The following is a 22769-nucleotide window of genomic DNA, read 5'->3' as shown; positions in this document are numbered from 1 at the left end:
CACTGCAACCAGGATGACGGCGACGACGAAGAATGTAACGGCGGCGATCCGATGCTGTCCCCGACCCAGCGCATCTGGGGCTATGAAACACCGGACGGATCCTTCGCGCAGTTCACCTGTGTTCAGGCACAGCAGCTCATGCCGCGTCCCAAACATCTGACCTGGGAAGAAAGTGCGTGCTACACGCTGACCCTTGCCACCGCTTATCGCATGCTGTTTGGCCATCGTCCGCACATCCTGCGTCCGGGGCATAATGTACTGGTCTGGGGCGCATCGGGTGGTTTGGGCTCGATGGCGATCCAGCTGATTACAACGGCCGGGGCCAACGCGATTGGTGTCATTTCCGATGAAACAAAGCGCGACTTTGTTCTGGGACTGGGTGCCAAGGCCGTGATCAACCGCAAGGATTTCAATTGCTGGGGACAGCTTCCCACCGTCAACGGCCCGGAATTTGGCGACTATATGAAAGAAGTTCGCAAATTCGGCAAAGCGATCTGGGACATCACCGGCAAGGGCAATGACGTCGACATCGTCTTTGAACATCCCGGCGAACAGACCTTCCCGGTATCGTGCAACGTTGTAAAACGCGGCGGCATGGTTGTGTTCTGTGCCGGCACCACCGGCTTTAACCTGACATTTGATGCGCGCTTTGTCTGGATGCGGCAAAAACGCATTCAGGGCAGCCACTTCGCCAACCTGAAACAGGCGGCACAGGCCAACAAGCTCGTGATCGAACGCCGTCTGGATCCGAGCATGTCTGAAGTGTTCAGTTGGGAAGACATTCCGCGCGCCCACATGAAGATGATGCGCAACGAACACAAACCCGGCAACATGGCCGTTCTGGTGCAGGCAAAGCGCCCGGGAATGCGCACCCTTGAAGAAGCAGTCGAAGGCTAGTCCCACATTAATCTTCGACTGATAGCTGGCACCCCGCGCGCATTCTCGCCCGATCTGCGCATGGGGTGCCACCACCCTTTATGCTTTGATGCTCTCATAACTGATCCGCGCAATCGCCCCACAAGATTGCACGACGAGGACCTGATCCGAGGACCCGAAGAATGACGAACAACGCCCTTTTGCCTGACCTCGAACGTTTGTGCGATGAAGCCCTTGCGGCACTCAGCCCGGTTTATGATGCGGCCGAATATGCGCTGCGGACTGCTGTAACGGTCGATGGCCGGGTCAATGCCGATGCCTTTGATGACAACCAGTTTGCCGCACACGGCTTTGCCTGGTTCACCACCTATGTCACCGCCCTTGGCCAGATGAAGGCATGGGCAAACCGCCTTAAGGATCAGGGCAAGTTCGGCAATCTCGAACAACTGATCCTGCAATCGGCCTTCGGGGAGTATCTGGCGCAGATTATCGGTGGCATTCCGATGTCACAGGGCGAGATCATCCGTCTTTCGACCCTTGGCGTCTCGGACGACCTGATCGCATCCCTTGCTGTCAACCCATCGGTCGCGGCCCTTGCACGTGGTGGCAATTCCGATGCCGCACGCCGCGCGATTGCCGCTGAAATCGAAGACAGCCTTGATACCGGTCGCTTTGGCGAAACCGGCCTTGAAGACGAAACCCTTGATATGGTGCGCGATCAGTTCCGCCGCTTTGTAGAGGAAAAGGTCTCTCCGCATGCCCATGGCTGGCACGAACGTGACGAGCTGATCCCGATTGAAATCGTCAATGAAATGTCTGAACTCGGCGTCTTTGGTCTGACCATCCCCGAAGAATTCGGTGGCCTTGGCATGGGCAAAACCGCGATGTGCGTTGTCACCGAGGAACTGTCGCGTGGCTATATCGGTGTCGGGTCGCTCGGGACACGTTCCGAAATTGCCGCCGAACTGATCCGCCTTGGCGGAACCGACGCGCAAAAGGAACATTACCTGCCCAAACTGGCATCGGGTGAAATCCTGCCGACCGCCGTCTTTACCGAACCCAACAATGGATCGGATCTGGCCCACTTGCGTACACGTGCGGTCAAGGATGGCGATACCTATAAGGTCACTGGCAACAAGACATGGATCACCCATGCTGCGCGGTCTGATCTGATGACGCTTCTGACCCGCACCAACCCCGACGAGTCCGGTTATCGCGGCCTGTCGATGCTGCTGGCAGAAAAGCCACGCGGCACGGATGAAAACCCGTTCCCAGCCGACGGCATGTCAGGTGGCGAGATCGAGGTGCTTGGTTATCGTGGCATGAAGGAATACGAGCTTTCCTTTGACGGGTTCGAAGTCCCGACCGAGAACCTTTTGGGCGGCGAAGAAGGCCAGGGCTTCAAACAACTGATGGCAACCTTTGAGTCGGCCCGTATCCAGACCGCAGCCCGTGCTGTCGGCGTCGCCCAGAACGCGCTTGAGATCGGCATGCGCTATGCCAAGGATCGCGTCCAGTTTTCCAAGCCGCTTTATGCCTTCCCGCGGGTGTATGGCAAAGTGGCATGGTTGGTGGTTGAAACCATGATCGCCCGCCAGCTGACCTATTTCTCGGCCTTTGAAAAGGATCAGGATATCCGCTGCGATATCGAGGCCGGCATGGCCAAGCTTCTGGGCGCACGCGTCGCCTGGTCGAATGCCGACAACGCCCTGCAGATTCACGGCGGCAACGGCTATGCGCTTGAATATCAGATCAGCCGTGTGCTGTGTGATGCGCGCATTCTGAACATTTTCGAAGGGGCGGCCGAAATTCAGGCACAGGTGGTCACGCGCGGCATTCTGACCCGGTGAACGACATAACATTCTGAAATACTGATAAAATTCTCATCCGAACCGTGGCCCCTGTGAACAACGAGGGCAAACTTGGCCCGCCAACACTGGCGGGCCTTTTTCCATATCAACCTAAAGTATGATATATTTTGGACTTACCAGTAGTGATACACTCCCCAAAAGCACACGCAGACCACTGAAAGTCTGTGAAAAAATCGGGCAAAAAGTCCGCCGGGAATAAGGGAGAGAATGGCAAATGAATCACAGCTCTGCAATGCCAGAAAGTACAATCTATGCGCGTATAAATGCCGCCACGGAATTGTTTGCGCAACATGGAGAACAGCTTGCAGAAAATCTGGTCACCGAACTGTTGGGGACCGGCCAAAGCAGTGCTGCGCCAAGTGATCCGCAACATCATGTTGCCGAACTGTCCCGACGTTTTGCAACACTGATCAACGCAAACAGCTCTGATGCATTCAACCAATGCTTTAATCAGCACGTTCTGGCCAATGCGGTCATCGGACTGGCTCCCGATCATATTGTACTGGCCTACCACAAGGTTTCAGCACTTTGCGCAACGCTTGCCGCGCGGTCCAAGGGCGGCACTGCGGCGGCGGATGCGGCGCGATGCCTGCTGATGGCCGATATGGGCAGCCTGATATCGGCGCGCCAGACCGTTTTGGCCAACCAGCGTTCCGCCTCTGAAATTCAGTCGATGTCGGAAATCATTGAACGCGAAACCGACAATATCATTTCCGAGGTCGGCTTCCAGGCCGGGCGCACCAATGACGTGGCGCAGGCCATGGAAAGTGATGCCAGCGAGCTTTCCCAACTGGTCGAACGCATCACTGCCACCACCGAAGTCGCCAGCAGCAATGTCGCAACCGTGGCATCCGCGACCGAGGAACTGCAGGCATCCAGCCACGAAATTGCCGAACGCATCCACAAAACCAATGACATTGCCAGTCAGGCCGTCACCCGCGCCCAGGAAACATCCACCACCATGGGCAGCTTGTCGGAAACCGCGACCGAAATCGGCAAGGTTGTTGATATCGTCAAACGCATTTCTGATCAGACCAAGATGCTGGCACTAAACGCCACCATCGAGGCCGCGCGCGCCGGCGACGCTGGCAAGGGCTTTGCGGTCGTCGCCAACGAGGTTAAAAACCTCGCCACCCAGACCGAAAAAGCCATCCTTGATATCAACGCCCAAATCACCGCCATTCAGGGCGCCACATCCGAGGCGGTTACCGCGATTGAGGGCATCGGTGGCGCGATTGACGAAGTCAGCCAGCTTTCAAGCGATATCTCGGCCTCGGTCGAGCAACAAACAGCCGCCATTGCCGAAATCTCGACAAGTGCGCAGGAAGTCTCCACTCACATGCAGGGCATTTCCGGCGACATCGAACTGGCCAGCCACAAGTCGCACAATGCCAGCCAGACGGCGGAAAACCTTCGCATTCTGTCTTCGAATATCCGCAATGATATCAACGAGATGGAAACGCGCTTCCGCATGGTTCTGCGCAGTGCAGACAACACCAATCGCCGTCACGAAGAACGGGTTCCGATTGCAGTTGATATCAAGGTCGACTTTGGCAACGGTGATGTGCGCCAGGGTGTGACCGCGGACATGTCGCTTGCCGGCCTGCTTGCGCGTATTGATGCCAGCGAAGATGACCGCAACAAAGCAATCACGATCACGATGACCGATGGCACCCGGCTTAAGGGGACCGTCAAAGCGTACTCGACACTCGGCACCCACATCCAGTTCACCGAAATCGACGACGAAGCAACCAAGGTCATTTTGGGACTGCTCAAGAAAACCCACGAACATGACGCCAAGATTGCCGATCTCGGCAAGCAATTGGCCGGCGAGTTGGGCAAGGTTCTTGAAGGCGGTTTGCGCAATCACGAATTCACCCATGATGATCTGTTCAATACCCGCTACGAGCCGATTGACGGCACCGATCCGAAACAGTTCATGACGCCGTATGTGCCCTTCACTGACCGCAACTTCACCCCGCTGCAAGAAGCCATTCTTGCAAAGGACGAACATATCGTCTTTGCCGCCGGGGTGGATACCAACGGCTATCTGCCGACCCACAACAAGGTCTATAGCCAACCGCAAAGACCGGGCGAACCTGCCTGGAACATGGGCAACTGCCGCAACCGGCGCATCTTTGATGACCGTGCCGGTCTGATGGCCGGGCGCAACACCAAGCCCCACCTGCTGCAGACCTATTTCCGTGACATGGGCAACACCGTCGTCTTCATGAAGGAATGCGACGTGCCGATCATGGTCAATGGCGAACAGTGGGGCAACCTTCGGATCGGTTACAAATCCTAGGCATTGCCAAACCAATCAGGATAACGAGCAAACGAAAAGCGGCGGTTCCATCACGGACCGCCCGCACTCTATTCAACGCCAAACTCTGGTTTTCCTATCTGAAATCAAACAGCTCCTGATGGAAGGCATAGCTTTGCAATCCGGCTGCGACCAGATCGTTTTTGACATCTTCACCAAATTGGCGTGGCCCGCAGAACCAGACTTGGGCTTCTTCCCAATGGGCCACATCAGAACGGATTTTCTCGCCGGTCAGGAAGCCGTCGCGTGCATCGCGCCATTCACGCAACCGAACACCGGCACGCCCGGCCAGATCGTTGATCCGCGCCATCAATTCGGGATCGCAATGCGGCGCAACCTGATAAAAATCGATCTCAAGCTTTGCCGGATTGGCCACCAGATCTTCAAGCCAGGCAACAAACGGCGTCAGTCCGATCCCGCCGGAAATCCAGATCTGATGGCGCTTTTCCCGATCCAGCACAAAGGTACCATAAGGCCCCTCAAGCGCCACCCGGTCGCCCGGCTTCAATGTTTCGTAAAGCGTGCTGGTATAGTCGCCGAGCTTCTTGGCGATAATGGTCAGGCCCGAAACCCCGTCGCGCCAGGCAGACGCAATGGTAAACGGATGCGCTTCGTTGCTATTGCCAAACCGGACAAAGGCGAACTGTCCGGCAAGGTGGCCTTTCCACCCGCCATCTGATCTGATCGCGATCTGAAGCGATTTCATTTCCGGAAGATAATCAACCTCGATCACCTCGCCGGTGGATCGACGCCCGGCCCCGATTTGGCCAAACAGAACAATGATGGATGACACCGTGCCCACCAGCAACATCACCGCCAAAACATAGCCGACCGGCGTCGCCCAGTTGGTGAAATCAAGCAAAACGATGCTGTGATAAACCAGCACAAGATAGATCACGGCCAGAACGGTATGCGTTTTGGCAAACCAGCGATACGGGATGCGCTTGATCAACGCGATCAGGATCAAGGCAACGGCAATATAAAACGCCCATTCCCCAACGGTTTCCGCCATCCCGCGCTGCTCATTAAACAGCGATTGCGCCCAATGCAGGCCCGCCCCATCCGGCCTTGACCCACGCCGGCCCCGTTCCAGAAGGCCAAGCCCAACACCCCATTTCGGCGCCATCCGCCAGGTCCAGTGCAGGGTCGCAACGACAAGCACAGCAATACCAAGCCACTTATGCAGGCGATACGCCTTGTCCAACCCGCCCAACCGTCGCGTCAGCCACACAGGCCGAACGGACAGCAACAAGATCAGGCTCATCATGCTGATCGCAAGGAAGCCTGAATACTGAACCATAAAATGGCGAAGGCTGATGAAACTGGATGCCGCAAAAAGATCGGGGCTTGAAACCAGCCAGATGCCGGTCATCACCAGAACAAAGCCAACAAAGACCTTTGAAATCGTTCTCATGACCGGCCTCCATCCTCTAATGAGTGATGCCGTGGGCTATTGAGCGCAAATATTTGCGCGCGCCCCGACATCAACCCATTAAGGTTACCAGACCGCACCGGGTGGTTCGTTGCGATTCGTCAGTTCAGCGAAATTGATCAGCTGTGCGATTGCAGGATCGCTTGGGCGATTTCGCGTTCGACATCTTCCGGATAGGCATAAAAGCCCGGCTTGAATGATGCCGCCCCGCCCGATGCCAGCCAGTCGATCCCGCGGATCAGAATGGCCGAGAACGGATCAAACAGATCCTTGCCCGATCCCCCCATGCCGGGGGCAAGGTTCAGCAAGCTACCCCGGTTAAGCAGATAAACTTCACGGCTGTTATCCAGCTCGAACCGTTCGATATGACGGCGCATTTTCGTGCGCGTCTGGGTATCGAGCCATTTGACATCAATCTCGGTATTGGAATGCCCGACATTGACCAGGATCGCGCCGCGACGGCATTGCTTGATCTGCGCGGCACCCAGAATGCCCGAAAGGCCGGTGGCGGTCACAATGATCGCGTTTTCTTTCAGCCCGTCTTCAAGGCTGACAACCCGGCAGCCATGATGCTGCGCCTCAAGGGCGCGAACCGGATCGCGTTCGGCGACCGATACCACCGCCCCCAGATTACGCGCGCGTTCAGCCACGCCGCGCCCGACCGGGCCAAACCCGATCACAAGAACCGTGCGCCCATAAAGTGCAAGACCCGTGACATTCGAAAAGACCGGCCACATTTCCTGTGCCACATGGTGGCGGTTATGCAGACGGTCCTTGATCGCGATATCGTTCCAGTTAAACACCGGGAAGGAATAATCAAGCTTCTCAACCCGATGCACACCGGTCGTGGTCGCTTCAAGCGCGCCGTCGACCTTGTGACCTTTTTTGACAAACGCCTCAATCAGCTCCCCGCCCATATCGGCAATGATGTCTGCGGGCTCGGACGACAGGATATCGATGCTTTGGGCATATTCATCGGGCGTCATGCCGGAAAAGGCATGGACCTCGACCCCATGGGCGGCAAGGTAGGCGGCGGCCGCATCATCGGTGCTGTCAGGGTTACATGCGCCAACCTTGACCTTGGCCCCGGCCTTCACAAACGGCAGCAAAGTGGGAATGGTGTCTTCAAGAACATGCTGGAAACTGACGATGGTTTTGTCGCGCAGATCACGCTTGGCAACATAGTTTCCGTATTTCGCCGTCACCGGGCAAATCACCTCGCGCCAGGCAAGGGTCTCGTCAGTGATCTGTTGGGCAAGGGCGGCGTCCTTGATGCGGCTGGTCATGAATTGGTCTCTTAACTTCGTGGGACAATGAATGCCCTCCTAATTAAGGCCAGCCTGACCGGATGAAAAGCATTTGTCTCCATCCGGTCAAAATCAGCGGGGATTAATCGCGGGCCGGGATGTTCAGTCCACGCTGAACAGCCGGGCGATCAAGGCCGCGCTCCAGCCACGCCGGAACGTTTTTGAACTCGTGATAATCAACAAGACTACCCGCGTCATAAAAACCGATCAGGTTGCGCACCCAGCCAAGCGACGCAATGTCGGCAATGCTGTATTCATCACCCATGATCCAGTCACGGCCGTCAAGACGGGTTTCAAGCACGCCCAGAAGCCGCTTTGATTCCTTGCGATACCGATCCAGCGGACGCTTGTCCTCGATCTCCTTGCCGGCAAACTTGTGGAAGAAGCCAAGCTGCCCAAACATCGGGCCAAGCCCGCCCATCTGGAAATACACCCACTGGATCGCCTCGATCCGTTTGGCCGGATCGACAGGCAGCAACTTGCCGGTTTTTTCCGCCAGATACTGGATGATCGCACCTGATTCAAACAGACCAAGCGGTTTGCCATTCGGTCCATGCGGATCAATGATTGCCGGGATTTTGCCATTCGGGTTCAGCGACAGGAATTCCGGCGTCCAGGTTTCATCTTCGCCGATATTGATCAGATGCGGCTCATACTCCAGCCCGGTTTCTTCCAGCATGATCGAAACCTTCACCCCGTTGGGCGTCGGCAGGGAATAAAGCTGGATAACGTCCGGATTTTGCGCAGGCCAGCGTTTGGTAATCTCGAAGCTCGACAGATCAGCCATGATAAAGCCCTTTTGAAATCGTTATAGTGTTGACCATAACATTTAGATGATCCTTCGAAATGTGCCACCGGCAATCTGGCAACTTATTGTTTCCGGATCGGGGAATGGCAAAACCGGCCTGCGTGACACAGGCCGGTTTCGTCTTCTGCGACTGCTCGTACCAGGTGACTGCGAACCACCGAGTGGTTTGATTTACCAGGCGCGGTATTTCAGGAATTTACCATCAAGGGTAATGACAACGCGGTCGCCCTTCGGGTCTTCCTTGCGCTCGATATACATTTCGTAGTCGATCGCGCTCATGATACCGTCGCCGAATTTCTCGTGGATGATTTCCTTGATGGTCTCGCCGTACACACCGACGATTTCATACAGGCGATAGATCGCAGGATCGGTCGGTACCGCCTGATCCCAGATTTTCATCGGGCATTCCTGCATGACAGCCGATGCTTCGGGCGGCAGGTCAAACAGGGCAACCAGCATGTCGGCCTTGTCCTTTGGCGCGGAATTCATGCCAAAACAAACCGAAGTCGTCCATACCGGCGACATGCCGATCTTGCTGGCAACTTCTTCCCAGCCAAGGCCTTTGGCCTTTTTGGCTTCGATGATCATTTCTTTGACATCTGCTTTTTTCACAGCTTTTCTCCTTCTAAGTAATCAGCGTGCAGGTGATTTATTCCACCGGGCTGGTGGCCGGTTTGCGGTTGTCTTTGGGATCTGAAACCACCCCATGTGCACCAAAGCGCACGATGGATGGCTCGCTTGGTGTGCCTTCCTCCTGCTTGCCGGCAAGCGCCTTGGAGCGGGTGGCAAGGAATTCGACCAAGTGGTTTCGGATGTCGTAATAGTCGGAATGGTGAATGATGTTGGCCCGTTCGCGCGGGCGCGGGATATCGACCTGAACCGATTCTGCGACACGGGCATAGGGCCCGTTGGTCATCAGCAAAATGCGATCCGCCAACAGGATGGCTTCATCCACATCATGGGTGATCATAAACACCGTCTGGTCCGATCCCGACCAGATGCGGATCAATTCATCCTGAATGCTGCCACGTGTCAGGGCATCAAGGGCCCCGAACGGCTCGTCCAAAAGCAACAATTCCGGCTGGATCGCAAAGGCACGCGCGATCGACACACGCTGACGCATGCCGCCCGACAATTGCGACGGCTTGCGAAGCTCCGCCCCGCCAGCCAGCCCGACCATTTCCAGATACTTCATCGAATGGTCGTGAACCTGTTTCTTGCTCCAGGATTTATAGCGCGCCTGAACGGCAAAGGTGACGTTCTTAAGCGCGGACAACCATGGCAGCAGGGAATAGTTCTGAAACACGATCCCTCGATCAAGGCTGGGACCCGACACTTCCTTGCCATTCATGATAACCGCCCCTTCGGTCGGTTCATCAAGACCAGCCAGAATATTCAGGATCGTCGATTTGCCACAGCCGGAATGGCCGATGATGCAAACAAACTCCCCCTTCTCGATCCCCAGATTGACGTTTTCAAACACCGTCAGGGCTTCACCGCCCTTGGGTGCCTGAAAACGTTTGGTCAGGTTCTGCAAACTCAGGAATGGTTTCGACATATCAGGTCTCCTTATTCCTGGTACTGCACAAGACGTGCGCAATAGGCAAACGCGGTATCAAGCAACATGCCGACAACACCGATCATCAGGATCGAGAACACCACGCTGGTCAGATCAAGGTTGTTCCATTCGTTCCAGACGTAGTAGCCAATGCCTGTCCCGCCCACGAGCATCTCGGCTGCGACAATCACAAGCCATGCAATGCCGATTGAAATCCGCATGCCGGTCAGGATGGTCGGGGCCGCAGCCGGAAGGATGACAATCCAGGCGGTTTTGAGTGGGCCCAGTTCATGGGTGCGCGCCACATTGACCCAGTCCTTGCGAACCCCCGCCACCCCAAAGGCGGTATTGATCAACATCGGCCAGATCGAGCAGATAAAGATCACAAAGATCGCCGATGCCTGACTGTCCTGAATGACAAACAGCGCAAGTGGCATCCATGCCAGCGGGGAAATCGGGCGAAGCACCTGAATAAACGGATCAAGCGCCTTGTACATCAGGGGCGACATCCCGATCAGGAACCCGACCGGAATGGCAATTGCCGCCGCAAGGAAATAACCGCTCAACACGCGATAAAGCGAATAACCGATCTGGATACCGATGCCCTTGTCGTTGGGACCGGCGTCATAGAACGGATTGCTGAGCTCTTCCCATGCCTTGGCGATCACGTCCGAAGGGGGCGGCACAGCGGCCTTTGGCTCTGCCCCGCCCATCAGAAGTTCATATTCCGTAAGTTCGCCAGCGAGTTGTTGTTTTGGGCTGGCGGCCTCCCAAAGACCAAGGAAGACCGCCAGAAGTACAAGTGACAACACCAACGCCCTGGCATTGAGCGATGCCAGCATATCAGCTTACCCCTTTGCCGATGGCAAAGCTGTTGACATAGGCTTCAGGCTGATCGGGATCGAACGTCTTGCCCATGATGGTATAGCTTTTGTAAGTCTCGGTCGGCGCTTCATAGCCAAGCTCTTTCATGATCTTGGCGCAATCGCTCGCGACATAGACTTCTTCGGCGATTTTCTTGTAATCGACATCGCCCTCGATATAGCCCCAGCGCTTCATCTGGGTCAGGATCCAGACACCCATCGAGTGCCACGGGAACGGATCGAAATCGATGCGATCCGGAACGTTTTTCACTTCGCCCAGACCATCGGCATAACGGCCGGTCAGGACCTGTTCAATCACCGGAACCGGCTGGTTCAGATAGTTCGCCGGTGCGATGGCAGCCGAGATTTCCTTGCGGTTTTCCGCCTTGGCGGCGTACTGGGTCGCATCGACGATGGATTTCAAAAGCGCGCCATAGGTATTCGGCAGTTCTTCGGAAAACGCCTTGGAACATGCGAATGCACAGCACGGATGGCCTTCCCAGATATCTTTGGTCAGCGTGTGCAGGAAGCCGATCTTTTCCCAAACCGCACGCTGGTTAAACGGATCGGGTGACAGATAACCGTCAAGGTTACCGGCACGCAGGTTTGCAACCATCTCGGGCGGCGGAACGACACGGATCTGGATGTCTTTGTCCGGGTCCAGGCCATGCTCGGCGACGTAATAACGCAGCAGGAAGTTGTGCATCGAATATTCGAACGGCACACCGAACTTGAAGCCCTTCCACTGCTTGGGATCACGTTTGTCCAAGTGATCGTTATGCAGGACAATCGCCTGACCATTGATGTTTTCAACGGCCGGCATCAGGAACGGCGTTGCGGTCGACCCCGCCCCCATCGAAATCGCCAGCGGCATCGGGGTCAGCATGTGTGACGCGTCATATTCATTGTTCAATGACTTGTCGCGGGCAACTGCCCAACCGGCTGTCTTGATGACATCAACATCAAGGCCGTATTTCTCATAAAAGCCCATCGGCTGGGCCATGATGATCGGCGTTGCGCAGGTGATCGGCACAAAGCCGATATTCAGTTTGGATTTTTCCGGCGTGCCCAGATCATCAAGGATGGCGGCCTTGACCTTGTCGATTGGCAGGACCGAGGCAAGGGCTGCCATCATGGTGCTGCCACCGACCATCTTGGCAAACGAACGACGCGAAATGTCGTTATGACCAAACACCGAACGTACAATCGCGCTGTCGATGGCACGATCAAGCATTTCTTCGCTGCTTTCCAGCGTTTTGGCATCCATATCGCCCATATCACTATGGGCCGGCATGCTGGCCAAATCGTGTTTTACGCCATGGTCATGGTCTTTATGTGATGCATGTGTATGCCCATCTTTTGACGAACAGACATCACAGCCGCATGATTTGCTGTGACGCAGATCGGTATCGCCACTAAATGGATTGCCCAGACTTTTGACTGACATGTGATCACCCCCTGTGTTGTTACGCCGCCAGAAAGGCAGCACCAGATGTTCACAGTCCCTACAGCAACGGGCGTGCCATTTTGTGCAATGCGTCATTTTTCGTTGAAAACGCTGGACTCTTGCGCCTTTGAGTGAGACGCTAACCACATACGAAAAATCGTAATTCACGAAATATCGTAGTAAATATTACGATATTTCGTAGGAGTGTGTGATGAGGATCAGTGAAATCAATCCCCTACCGGTGATGATTGAAAACCTGCACTTGCAGGCATTGCTCGCCCACACCCATCCAACCTTATTGATTCATCCCAAAACGGACCGGATTGTCTTTGCCAATCAGGCCGCCGCGAACCTGCTGGGGCGCAGCATCGAAGAGCTTCTGGCAACCTCCATGAGTGCGCTGCACAAAGGTCAGGTGCCCAGTCTGGTGGTATTTAGCGAGGCCGCCTTTTATCACGGATTTGCCTGGACCCGCGGGCTCGACCTGACCCGCCCCGACGGCACGGAACTGAAACTTGAACACGAAGCGCGGCCGCTGATCCTGGACGGCGAAGAATACCTGACCGTCACGATTTCCGATCTCGATGCCCGCCATCGCCGCGATGTGGACTCGGAGGCCGATGATTACTTACGCGAAGGCATCGCTGAATGGCGCCGTGCCGAACGGTTTTTCCGCGAAATCGAACGCGAAAACCAGCTGATCCTGGGGGCTGCTGGCGAAGGCATTTACGGGGTCAACAGCGACGGCATCACGACATTCGTCAATCCGGCGGCCGAACGTATGCTGGGCTGGACGGCCGAGGAACTGGTTGGCCGCGAAATCCATTCGATCATCCACCATTCACATGTCAATGGTGACCCGTATCACGCCGAACAATGCCCGATTTACAACGCCTTTCGCGAAGGCATCGTCAGGCGCGTCGATGACGAGGTCTTCTGGCGCAGCGACGGCAAACCGATCCGGGTGGAATATACCTCCACCCCGATCCGCGACCATGGGCTGGTGATCGGGGCGGTGATTGTTTTTCGTGACATCACCGAACGTAAAATTGCCGAGGAAAAGCTGCATGCCGCCCTTGCCGAGGTTGACCGGCTGCGTGAACGGCTGGAACTTGAAAACGCCTATCTGCAGGAAGAAATCCTTTCAACCAACAACCACCATGAAATCATCGGCCAGTCCGATGCCATTCAGGGTGCGCTTAAACAGATCGACCTTGTTGCGCCGACCGATGCCAACGTTCTGATCACCGGAGAATCCGGCACAGGCAAGGAACTGATTGCGCGCGCCATCCATCAGGCCAGTGCGCGGTCTGATCGCGTTCTGGTGCGCGTGAACTGTGCCGCAATCCCGCACGAACTGTTTGAAAGCGAGTTTTTCGGCCATGTCCGCGGCGCCTTTACCGGTGCCGTGCGTGATCGCGTCGGGCGGTTTGAACTGGCCGATGGTGGCACGCTATTTTTGGATGAAGTCGGGGAAATCCCGCTGGAGCTTCAGGGCAAGTTGCTGCGTGTTTTGCAGGATCAAAAATTCGAGCGCATCGGCGAAGAGCGCACACGCGAGGTCAATGTCCGCCTGATTGCCGCCACCAACCGCGATCTTAAGGAAGAAGTCGGTCAAGGACGCTTCCGTGAAGACCTTTATTTCCGCCTCAACGTTTTCCCCATTGAATGCCGACCACTCCGTGAACGACCCGATGATATCCCGCCGCTAGCCTCGCACTTCCTGCGCAATATCTGTCAGCGCCTTAATATCGCCCAGCCAACACTGACCAAGGGGCAGGTCCGTACCTTGCAAAACTATGGCTGGCCGGGGAATGCGCGCGAACTGGAAAACGTCATCGAACGCGCAGCCATCCTCGCCCATGACGGCAAGCTGCATTTTGATCTGCCCGAACAGGGCGCGCGCGACAGCCGCAAATTAGCAGCGCCGACGACAGAGCCTGACAGCAAACCGGAAAAAACCGTTCTGACCCGGGGTGAGCTGCGCCAGACCGAATATGACAACATCATCCATGCGCTCACCATGACCAAGGGCAAGGTATTTGGTGAAAATGGTGCGGCGGCCCTTTTGGATATCAAACCAACCACGCTGGCCTCGCGTATCAAGAAATTCAAAATCGATCGTCGCAGCTTTGCTGCAAACGAAACCATCGACTAATTGCCAAAATTACCATCGTCTGGTTGCCTGTTGCGTCCATTTGGCGCAGCATGTCGCCGCCGGGCGCGGTGTAAGTCAGCAGGCAGAAACAGGGAAGAAACAGGAATGGCTGGTTTTTTACAGATTGGTGTTTTGCTTGCGATGGCAGCAGTCGCTGGGGTCCTGATCATGGGCATCGTTTCGATGGCACGCGGCAAGGATGCGCGCAAACAAAACAAACTGATGCAAATGCGCGTCCTTTTGCAGGGCCTGGCCCTGTTGCTGCTTTTCATCCTGTCGCTGATGGCGGTCGGTTCCTAAGCCAGGCATACGCCTTGAACACACAAACCAGGATTACGGACGGCACATGGTTCAACTGACTCGTATCTATACAAAATCCGGTGACAAGGGCAAAACCGCGCTTGGCAATGGCACGCGCGTTGCCAAAAATGATGTGCGCGTGGAGGCCTATGGCACCGTTGATGAAACCAATGCCGTGATTGGTGTCGCCCGCCTGCATGCGGACGGCAACGTCGATGAGATGCTGGCCCGAATCCAGAATGATCTGTTTGATCTGGGGGCTGATCTGTGCACACCCGGCGATGGCAGCGACGATAACCCCGAACGGCCCGCCCTTCGCATTACCACCAAGCAAACCGAAAGGCTTGAGGCCGAGATTGATCAGATCAACGAAGCCCTTGATCCGCTGAAATCCTTCGTGCTTCCCGGTGGCAGTGCCCTTTCGGCACAGCTGCATGTCGCGCGCACCGTTTCGCGCCGGGCCGAACGGCTGATTGTCGAACTGGCCGGGATCGAGACGATCAATCCCGAGGCCGTGCGGTATATCAACCGGCTGTCAGATCACATGTTTGTTTTGGCCCGACACGCCAACAATGGCGGCAAGGATGATGTTCTCTGGAAGCCCGGGCTGACCCGATAAACTGACGTGGTAACAAGATTATCGGACAAAATCCTTGTTCCCTTGCGGATTTTTGCCGTATCAAGACGGCGAAGGGCATCAAGATTTTCGTGAAGTAGTTGTCGTTAACGTCAACACCTTTACGTAAATTGACAACCTGCGTAGCACTACCTATTGTGCGTCGCGGGGAAAACATTACCATGCGGGCCAACGCAAACTGCCTTGGCAGGGAGCAACCCCGCAGTTTCGACAACAAAAACGAACAGGTCTGTCATGAAGGTTCTTGTCGCCGTTAAGCGCGTTGTGGATTACAACGTCAAGATCCGTGTCAAACAGGACCAGTCTGGCGTTGAGTTGAACAACGTTAAGATGTCCATGAACCCGTTTGACGAAATCGCCGTTGAAGAGGCCATCCGCCTCAAGGAAGCGGGCACCGCCACCGAAGTGGTTGCTGTGTCGCTCGGCGTTAAACAGTGCCAGGAAACCCTGCGCACCGCCCTCGCCATGGGTGCCGATCGCGGCATTCTGGTTGAAACCGAGGACGAACTCCAGCCGCTGGCTGTTGCAAAGCTTCTGAAAGAAGTCGTTGCCAAGGAAAGCCCGGATCTCGTGATCCTCGGCAAACAGGCAATTGACGATGATGCCAACCAGACCGGTCAGATGCTGGCCGCGCTGCTGGATTGGCCGCAGGGCACTTTCGCGTCCAAGGTTGTCGTTGCAGACGGCAAGCTTGATGTCACGCGTGAAATCGACGGTGGTCTTGAAACCATCAAGATTGATCTTCCGGCAATCGTTACCACCGACCTGCGCCTCAACGAGCCGCGTTATGCGTCGCTGCCGAACATCATGAAAGCCAAGAAAAAGCCGCTCGATACCCTGAGCCCGGCCGACCTTGGTGTTGATACCGCGCCGCGCCTGAAAACCCTGAAAGTTTCCGAACCGGAAGCACGTCAGGCAGGTGTCAAAGTTGCCGACGTCGCAGAGCTTGTCGACAAGCTCCGCAACGAAGCAAAAGTAATCTAAGCGGGGATCAATCAAATGAGCATTCTTGTTATTGCCGAACACGACAATACCGAACTGAAGGGTGGCACGCTTAACACCGTTGCTGCTGCTCAGAAAATCGGTGGCGACATCACTGTTCTCGTGGCTGGCGAGGGCTGCAAGGCCGTTGCCGAAGCCGCTGCCAAGGTCGAAGGTGTCTCCAAGGTTCTCCTCGCAGACAACGCAGCCTATGGCCACTTCCTTGCTGAAAACATGGCGGGTCTGGTCGGTGAACTGGCGGGCGATTACAGCCACATTCTCACCTCGGCTTCTTCGTCGGGCAAAAACTTCCTGCCGCGCGTTGCTGCCAAGAAAGACGTCGCACAGATTTCCGACATCACCGATGTTGTCGATGCCGATACCTTTGTGCGTCCGATCTATGCCGGTAACGCCATGGCAACCGTGCAGTCGACCGACAGCCTGAAACTGATCACTGTCCGTACCACCGGCTTTGATCCGGTCGCCGCCGAAGGCGGTTCTGCATCCATCGAAGACGTTGCTGTTGCATCTGATGCTGGCAAGTCGACCTTCGTTGGTCAGGAACTGACCGAGTCGGAACGTCCGGAACTTACCGCTGCAAGCATCGTCATCTCTGGCGGTCGTGGCATGGGTTCGGGTGAAAACTTCCACCTGATCGAACCGATTGCCGACAAACTCGGCGCTGCAATTGGCGCTTCTCGCGCGGCAGTTGATGCGGGCTATGCCCCCAACGACTGGCAGGTCGGCCAGACCGGCAAAGTTGTTGCACCGCAGCTATACATTGCTGTAGGCATTTCGGGTGCTATTCAGCACCTTGCCGGCATGAAGGACAGTAAGGTCATTGTCGCGATCAACAAGGACGAAGAAGCGCCGATCTTCTCGGTAGCGGATTACGGACTTGTCGGTGACCTGTTCGAGGCCCTTCCCGCTCTGGCGAGCGAACTCGACAAATAATCTGATCCCCTTTAGGGTCAAGGCAACGCATACTCTTGTTTTGACCCTTGGGGACGAGTGGGGAACAAATGGCTTCGTTGGAAGATATCAAAACCATTGGCGTAATCGGCGCCGGTCAGATGGGCAATGGTATTGCACATGTGATCGCGCTGGCCGGTTACGACGTCCGAATTCTCGACATCTCGCAAGATGCCCTTGATAAGGCCATCGGCGTGATGGAAAAGAACATGGACCGTCAGGTCAAAAAAGAGATCATTACTGCAGCGCAAAAAGATGCAGCACTGAAACTGATCTCAACCGGAACGGAATATACCTTCCTGTCTGACTGTGACCTGGTCATCGAAGCGGCCACCGAGAACGAAGAGATCAAAAAACAGATCTTCAAGGCTCTGTGCCCGGTGCTCGGCCCGGAAGCGATCATCGCGACCAACACCTCTTCGATTTCGGTCACCCGTCTGGCGTCCTATACAGACCGCCCGGCGAAGTTCATGGGCATGCACTTCATGAACCCGGTGCCGCTGATGAAACTGGTGGAACTGATCCGTGGTATTGCCACGGACGAAACCACCTATCGCACCATTCATGAACTGACCAAAAAGCTCGGCAAGGACACGGCAAGTGCCGAAGATTTCCCGGCCTTTATCGTCAACCGCATCCTGCTTCCGATGATCAACGAGGCGATCTACACCCTTTATGAAGGTGTGGGGAATGTCGAGTCCATCGATACAGCGATGCGTCTGGGTGCGAACCATCCGATGGGCCCGCTGCAGCTGGCAGACTTTATTGGTCTCGATACCTGCTTGTCGATCATGCATGTCCTGCATGATGGTCTGGCCGATACCAAATATCGCCCGTGCCCGCTTCTGGTCAAATATGTCGAAGCCGGATGGCTTGGCCGCAAGGCTGGCCGTGGCTTCTATGACTATAGCGGCGACGAACCGACCCCGACCCGCTAAGCGGTTGCACGCCAAGGCTGGCGTTACGACATCAAAGCCGCTGCCCCGCAGCGGCTTTTTTTGTTGCATTCCGTGCTTCAACCATCTGGAATAGACCTTGCTCTAACCCGCGCAATCATGATGTCGGGAAAAATCAAACGGTTCTGGAGGCCGTCCGAACATGTATCTCGGAATTGATGTCGGCACATCGGCAGTCAAGGCACTACTGATTGACGAAAACTCGGTCACCCTTGCCGAGGCTGACGCCCCTTTACACGTGTCCAGCCCCAAACCGTTCTGGAGCGAACAAAACCCTACCGACTGGTGGGACGCAACCTTGCGCGCCATCGATGACTTGCACCGCCAAAACCCGTCGGCAATCGCCGCAACCCGTGCAATCGGCCTGTCGGGCCAGATGCATGGCGCAACATTGCTGGGTGCGGATGACAAGCCACTCCGCCCGGCGATCCTGTGGAATGATGGTCGCGCCACCCGCGAATGCGCCGAACTTGATGCCGCCCTGCCCGATCTGGGCCAACGGGCGGGTGTCGCCACCATGTCGGGCATGACCGCGCCCAAACTGATCTGGCTGCAAAAACATGAACCGGATGTTTTTGCCAAAATCAAAACCATCCTGCTGCCCAAGGATTACATCCGCTTTTGCCTCTCAGGCGACAAGGCCACCGAAATGTCGGATGCCGCAGGCACGCTTTGGCTTGATGAACAAAGCCGAAGCTGGAACCAAAGTGCGATCGAAGCCTGTGGTTTGACCCGCGATCAACTGCCGCATCTGGTCGAGGGATCGGACATCACAGGTACGCTGCGCGCAACACTGGCCGACCGCTGGGGCATGCGGGACAACGTCATCATTGCCGGGGGTGGCGGTGATGCGGCGACCGGTGGCATCGGGGTCGGTGCGGTTTCCCATGGCGATGGCTTCATTTCGCTGGGCACCTCGTCGCAGATCTTTGTCGCCTCGGACAAATACCGGCCCAAGCCCGAAGAACTCCTGCACAGCTTTGCCCATGCCATCCCGGACCACTGGTTCCAGATGGCGGTCCTGCTTAACGGGGCCAGTTGCCTGAAATGGGCGGCCGACCTTCTGGGCGAGGCCGACATTACCGCATTGCTCAACCGGGTCGAGGCACAACACGACGCCCCGTCTGATATCCTGTTCCTGCCCTACCTCAACGGGGAACGCACCCCGCACAACAATCCGCATGCCCGGGGCGTATTCTTTGGTCTGGGCAGCGACACAGACCGCGAAACCATGGTTCAGTCGGTACTCGAAGGGGTTGGCTTTGCACTCCGCGATGCCAAGTCCCGTCTGCACAAGGCCGGAACCCAGTGCGACCTGCCCGGCGTGATCGGCGGCGGTGCCCGCAGTCGCTACTGGATCAAGATGATTGCCGACATCCTTGGCAAGCCACTTGCCCGCTATGAAGGCGCAACCAAGGGCCCCGCCTTTGGTGCCGCCCGACTGGCCCGTCTGGCCCTGACCAAAGAACCGGTTGCCGACGTTTGCGTCAAACCCGCAATCGAAGAAGTGATTGAACCTGATCTAACCCGCCATGATGCCTACCAGCCGCGCTTTGCCAAATTCCAGCGCATTTACGCTGCATTGTCAGACGAATTCACCCCTGACTGACCGTCTGATCGCCTGATCAGACAGACCGGCTGTTGCGTCGATCCATAACATTTTGATGATCTCGATAGATTTTGGCGACATCGCCCTTTAAACCCCTGATCTGAGAACAACATTAACTTAGTGGAATTCATTTATAAACGCGGACGATTATGACGATTGCAGTTGTTGGAAGCTCGAACTTTGATTTTGCGGCCCGTGTGGCGAAGCTTCCTGTTCGAGGACAAACGGTTTCCTCCCGGGCTTACAAGACCGGACCGGGCGGCAAAGGATGCAATCAGGCACTTGCCGTCGCCAGACTTGGTGTTTCCCCTGTCTTCATCTCCAAACTTGGCGATGACATGCTGGGCAAACAACTGATCGAAACCCTTGCGACCGAGGGGTTGGATACCACCAACCTGATCGTCGCCGACGAAGCACAAACCGGCATTGCCCTGATCTCGATCGATGAGGCGGGCGAAAACATGATCACGGTCGTGGGTGGCGCCAACATGACCATGACCCGAAACGACCTGCATGAAAAACAGGAACTCCTGCGCAACTGCGACTATCTGCTGTTGCAGCTGGAATGTCCGGTGGTAGCCATTGACTGCGCGATCAAATATGCCCGCGAAGGCAATGCAAAGGTCATTCTTGACCCGGCCCCGGTCGCCGATCTGGTCGTCATGCGCGACCTGCTGGCCCTGACCCACATCGTCACCCCTAACCAAAGCGAATGCTTGGCCCTCACCGGTATTGATCCGGTCGATGAGGCCACCGCAAGTAGCGCCAGCATCAAGCTGCATGACATGGGCCCGGAAACCGTCATCATCAAAATGGGCGGTGATGGTGCGTTCTATTCATCGGGCGGGCAAACCGGCATGGTTCCGGGCTTTGTGGTCAACACGGTTGATACGGTGGGCGCTGGCGATTGCTTCAATGCCGGGTTGGCTGTCGCCCTGCATGGTGGTCAGCCGCTCAAGGATGCCGTGCGCTTTGCCTGTGCCACCGGTGCGCTTTCCACCACCAACAATGGTGCAGCCGAGGCCGCACCACGCCTTGCTGATGTTCTGTCCCTGATCGAAGGCAACGCCTAAGACTGCGTCACTTGCGCTCAGGACGTCTGATCAATCAACTGATCGAAATAAGTAATGACCTCTGGCGCATCCCAACGCGCGATGCCTTCTAGCTTGCCGCGCAAATCACCCTTGGCGTCATAGACAAAACTGGTCGGAAGGCCGCGTGCCCCCATCTGACGCGCAATCGCCCCACGCGGATCCAGAACGATATCAAGGTTGTCGATTCCATTGGTTTCAAAGAATTCGCGGACGGCATCCGCCCCGCCGCGGTCCTGACTAAGGGCCAGAACACGAAACGGCTTATCGGCCATCTCGACCGCCAGGCGATCCAGATCGGGCATTTCCTTGACGCATGGCACACACCAGGTCGCCCACAGATTGACCAGAACAACCTGTCCTTTCAGGCTGTTAAAGGCGACCTCGTTGCCATTTTCATCGACAAACGCCAGATCTTCGGGCAAAGAACCCCCTTCGGATGGCATAACCATCTTTGAAAGTTCTTGCGGGAATTGCGTATCAGCAAAGGCAGGGGTTGCATAAATGCCCGAGATGGCGACAATCACGCCAAGTTTTACGTAACGAAGCAATGCTTTCACAACACCCACCTTTCCAAGACTGCGGATCACGATGACCGATCAAAACGCCACTGACCAGAAAAACGCAAACTCCCTTTGGGGCGGCCGCTTCGAAGCAGGCCCGTCAGCCATCATGGAAGAAATCAACGCTTCCATCGGCTTTGACAAACGCCTCTACGCCCAGGACATTCAGGGCTCCAAGGCCCACTGCGCCATGCTGGTCAAGCAGAACATCATTCCTGCTGAAGATGGCGAAAAGATCACCACCGGTCTAGACCAGATTCTTCAAGAAATCGAGAGCGGCGAGTTCAAATTCTCCGCCGCCCTTGAAGACATCCACATGAATGTCGAAAGCCGCCTGCGCGAATTGATCGGCCCGGCGGCTGGTCGGCTGCATACCGCACGTTCACGCAATGATCAGGTCGCGACCGACTTCAAACTCTGGGTCCGTGACGTTGCACTTGGCGATCTTGAGGTCGGCCTCAAAGGACTTCAGGAAGCCCTGATTGCACAGGCAGAAACCCATGCTGAAACCATCATGCCGGGCTTCACCCACCTGCAGGCCGCCCAGCCGGTCACCTTTGGTCATCATCTTCTGGCTTATGTCGAAATGTTTGGCCGTGATCGCGGGCGCGTTGCCGATTGCCGCACCCGTATCAACGAAAACCCTCTGGGTTCTGCTGCCCTTGCCGGTACGCCCTATCCGATTGACCGTCACATGACGGCAACTGCGCTCGGCTTTGATCGCCCGACGGCGAACTCGCTCGATGCGGTATCGGATCGTGACTTTGCGCTTGAATACCTCAATGCTGCATCGATTGCCGCCATGCATCTGTCGCGCTTGGCCGAAGAAATGGTCATCTGGTGCTCGGCCCAGTTCCGCTTTATCGGCATGTCCGACAAGTTTTCGACCGGCTCTTCGATCATGCCGCAAAAACGCAACCCGGATGCGGCCGAACTGATCCGCTCCAAGATCGGGCGTATTGTTGGCTGCTATAACGGCTTGATGCTGTCGATGAAGGGCCTGCCGCTGGCCTATTC

General features: G+C 56.1%; 20 protein-coding genes. 12 read left to right on the top strand and 8 right to left on the bottom strand.

Annotated features, from left to right (window positions below; translation table 11 throughout):
• From ccrA to B2T33_RS18870, 3 genes are all read left to right on the top strand, one after another.
• The coding region (gene ccrA / locus B2T33_RS18880; protein ID WP_286792879.1) for a crotonyl-CoA carboxylase/reductase at positions 1-897 on the top strand (897 nt) is incomplete at its 5' end.
• Between the two features lie 161 nt (positions 898-1058).
• Complete coding sequence (locus B2T33_RS18875; RefSeq protein WP_286792878.1) at positions 1059-2726, top strand: acyl-CoA dehydrogenase family protein; 1668 nt, start codon at positions 1059-1061, stop codon at positions 2724-2726.
• A gap of 235 nt (positions 2727-2961) precedes the next feature.
• Complete coding sequence (locus B2T33_RS18870) at positions 2962-5052, top strand: methyl-accepting chemotaxis protein (protein WP_286792877.1); 2091 nt, start codon at positions 2962-2964, stop codon at positions 5050-5052.
• A gap of 94 nt (positions 5053-5146) precedes the next feature.
• Here B2T33_RS18870 and B2T33_RS18865 read toward each other — a convergent pair whose 3' ends face one another.
• The 7 genes from B2T33_RS18865 to B2T33_RS18835 form a co-directional block, all read right to left on the bottom strand.
• Positions 5147-6484, bottom strand: a complete 1338-nt coding sequence (locus B2T33_RS18865) for a ferredoxin reductase family protein (protein ID WP_286792876.1) — start codon at positions 6482-6484, stop codon at positions 5147-5149.
• Between the two features lie 137 nt (positions 6485-6621).
• The gene (locus B2T33_RS18860; RefSeq protein ID WP_286792875.1) at positions 6622-7788 is read right to left on the bottom strand and encodes an adenosylhomocysteinase; all 1167 of its coding nucleotides are present in this window, start codon (positions 7786-7788) and stop codon (positions 6622-6624) included.
• 103 nt (positions 7789-7891) lie between these two features.
• Positions 7892-8596 carry a glutathione S-transferase N-terminal domain-containing protein gene (locus B2T33_RS18855; RefSeq protein ID WP_286792874.1) on the bottom strand — a complete coding sequence of 235 codons (705 nt, stop codon included), beginning with the start codon at positions 8594-8596 and terminating at the stop codon, positions 7892-7894.
• A gap of 192 nt (positions 8597-8788) precedes the next feature.
• Positions 8789-9229: a cyanase gene (cynS, locus tag B2T33_RS18850; protein WP_008889173.1), complete on the bottom strand. Its 441-nt coding sequence runs from the start codon at positions 9227-9229 to the stop codon at positions 8789-8791.
• 37 nt (positions 9230-9266) lie between these two features.
• Entirely contained in the window at positions 9267-10175 is a 909-nt protein-coding gene (locus tag B2T33_RS18845) for an ABC transporter ATP-binding protein (RefSeq protein WP_063088547.1), read from the bottom strand.
• Positions 10176-10186: 11 nt separating this feature from the next.
• Entirely contained in the window at positions 10187-11017 is an 831-nt protein-coding gene (gene ntrB / locus B2T33_RS18840; RefSeq protein ID WP_008889171.1) for a nitrate ABC transporter permease, read from the bottom strand.
• A gap of 1 nt (position 11018) precedes the next feature.
• Positions 11019-12485 (bottom strand): CmpA/NrtA family ABC transporter substrate-binding protein, encoded by a 1467-nt coding sequence (locus B2T33_RS18835; protein ID WP_286792873.1) that lies wholly within the window; start codon positions 12483-12485, stop codon positions 11019-11021.
• A 211-nt stretch (positions 12486-12696) separates the two neighbouring features.
• Here B2T33_RS18835 and B2T33_RS18830 point away from each other — a divergent pair, with 211 nt between their 5' ends.
• From B2T33_RS18830 to rbsK, 8 genes are all read left to right on the top strand, one after another.
• Positions 12697-14643, top strand: coding sequence for a sigma 54-interacting transcriptional regulator (locus B2T33_RS18830; RefSeq protein WP_286792872.1), 1947 nt, complete (start codon positions 12697-12699; stop codon positions 14641-14643).
• 105 nt (positions 14644-14748) lie between these two features.
• Positions 14749-14943 carry a twin transmembrane helix small protein gene (locus B2T33_RS18825; protein ID WP_008889168.1) on the top strand — a complete coding sequence of 65 codons (195 nt, stop codon included), beginning with the start codon at positions 14749-14751 and terminating at the stop codon, positions 14941-14943.
• 46 nt (positions 14944-14989) lie between these two features.
• Positions 14990-15562, top strand: a complete 573-nt coding sequence (locus B2T33_RS18820) for a cob(I)yrinic acid a,c-diamide adenosyltransferase (protein WP_286792871.1) — start codon at positions 14990-14992, stop codon at positions 15560-15562.
• 252 nt (positions 15563-15814) lie between these two features.
• Positions 15815-16564 carry an electron transfer flavoprotein subunit beta/FixA family protein gene (locus B2T33_RS18815; protein ID WP_008889166.1) on the top strand — a complete coding sequence of 250 codons (750 nt, stop codon included), beginning with the start codon at positions 15815-15817 and terminating at the stop codon, positions 16562-16564.
• Between the two features lie 15 nt (positions 16565-16579).
• On the top strand, positions 16580-17515 hold the full coding sequence (locus B2T33_RS18810; RefSeq protein ID WP_286792870.1) for an electron transfer flavoprotein subunit alpha/FixB family protein: 936 nt from the start codon (positions 16580-16582) through the stop codon (positions 17513-17515).
• 68 nt (positions 17516-17583) lie between these two features.
• Positions 17584-18471, top strand: a complete 888-nt coding sequence (locus tag B2T33_RS18805; protein WP_064779860.1) for a 3-hydroxybutyryl-CoA dehydrogenase — start codon at positions 17584-17586, stop codon at positions 18469-18471.
• Between the two features lie 160 nt (positions 18472-18631).
• On the top strand, positions 18632-20098 hold the full coding sequence (gene xylB / locus B2T33_RS18800) for a xylulokinase (RefSeq protein ID WP_286792869.1): 1467 nt from the start codon (positions 18632-18634) through the stop codon (positions 20096-20098).
• A 149-nt stretch (positions 20099-20247) separates the two neighbouring features.
• On the top strand, positions 20248-21171 hold the full coding sequence (gene rbsK, locus B2T33_RS18795; RefSeq protein WP_064779862.1) for a ribokinase: 924 nt from the start codon (positions 20248-20250) through the stop codon (positions 21169-21171).
• 17 nt (positions 21172-21188) lie between these two features.
• On the opposite strand, the gene B2T33_RS18790 is transcribed toward rbsK, so the two are convergent.
• Positions 21189-21749: a TlpA disulfide reductase family protein gene (locus tag B2T33_RS18790; RefSeq protein WP_286792868.1), complete on the bottom strand. Its 561-nt coding sequence runs from the start codon at positions 21747-21749 to the stop codon at positions 21189-21191.
• A 31-nt stretch (positions 21750-21780) separates the two neighbouring features.
• Here B2T33_RS18790 and argH point away from each other — a divergent pair.
• Positions 21781-22769 (top strand): argininosuccinate lyase (argH, locus tag B2T33_RS18785; RefSeq protein WP_286792867.1); only part of this gene is annotated, 989 nt, incomplete at its 3' end.

The sequence above is a fragment of the Thalassospira sp. UBA4513 genome (assembly GCF_002388495.1).
GTDB classification, from domain to species: Bacteria; Pseudomonadota; Alphaproteobacteria; order Rhodospirillales; family Thalassospiraceae; genus Thalassospira; species Thalassospira tepidiphila.
The sequence above is the reverse complement of the archived record's forward strand: the minus strand, read 5'-3'. Positions and strand labels throughout refer to the sequence as shown.

Bases quoted from the DNA above. Each gene is read 5' to 3' on its own strand.
- B2T33_RS18865 (WP_286792876.1), bottom strand. From the start codon at position 6,484: ATGAGAACGATTTCAAAGGTCTTTGTTGGCTTTGTTCTGGTGATGACC.
- B2T33_RS18835 (WP_286792873.1), bottom strand. From the start codon at position 12,485: ATGTCAGTCAAAAGTCTGGGCAATCCATTTAGTGGCGATACCGATCTG.
- B2T33_RS18845 (WP_063088547.1), bottom strand. From the start codon at position 10,175: ATGTCGAAACCATTCCTGAGTTTGCAGAACCTGACCAAACGTTTTCAG.
- B2T33_RS18830 (WP_286792872.1), top strand. From the start codon at position 12,697: ATGAGGATCAGTGAAATCAATCCCCTACCGGTGATGATTGAAAACCTG.
- B2T33_RS18870 (WP_286792877.1), top strand. From the start codon at position 2,962: ATGAATCACAGCTCTGCAATGCCAGAAAGTACAATCTATGCGCGTATA.
- ntrB (WP_008889171.1), bottom strand. From the start codon at position 11,017: ATGCTGGCATCGCTCAATGCCAGGGCGTTGGTGTTGTCACTTGTACTT.
- B2T33_RS18860 (WP_286792875.1), bottom strand. From the start codon at position 7,788: ATGACCAGCCGCATCAAGGACGCCGCCCTTGCCCAACAGATCACTGAC.
- B2T33_RS18855 (WP_286792874.1), bottom strand. From the start codon at position 8,596: ATGGCTGATCTGTCGAGCTTCGAGATTACCAAACGCTGGCCTGCGCAA.
- rbsK (WP_064779862.1), top strand. From the start codon at position 20,248: ATGACGATTGCAGTTGTTGGAAGCTCGAACTTTGATTTTGCGGCCCGT.
- B2T33_RS18875 (WP_286792878.1), top strand. From the start codon at position 1,059: ATGACGAACAACGCCCTTTTGCCTGACCTCGAACGTTTGTGCGATGAA.
- B2T33_RS18810 (WP_286792870.1), top strand. From the start codon at position 16,580: ATGAGCATTCTTGTTATTGCCGAACACGACAATACCGAACTGAAGGGT.
- B2T33_RS18825 (WP_008889168.1), top strand. From the start codon at position 14,749: ATGGCTGGTTTTTTACAGATTGGTGTTTTGCTTGCGATGGCAGCAGTC.
- B2T33_RS18815 (WP_008889166.1), top strand. From the start codon at position 15,815: ATGAAGGTTCTTGTCGCCGTTAAGCGCGTTGTGGATTACAACGTCAAG.
- B2T33_RS18820 (WP_286792871.1), top strand. From the start codon at position 14,990: ATGGTTCAACTGACTCGTATCTATACAAAATCCGGTGACAAGGGCAAA.
- xylB (WP_286792869.1), top strand. From the start codon at position 18,632: ATGTATCTCGGAATTGATGTCGGCACATCGGCAGTCAAGGCACTACTG.
- B2T33_RS18805 (WP_064779860.1), top strand. From the start codon at position 17,584: ATGGCTTCGTTGGAAGATATCAAAACCATTGGCGTAATCGGCGCCGGT.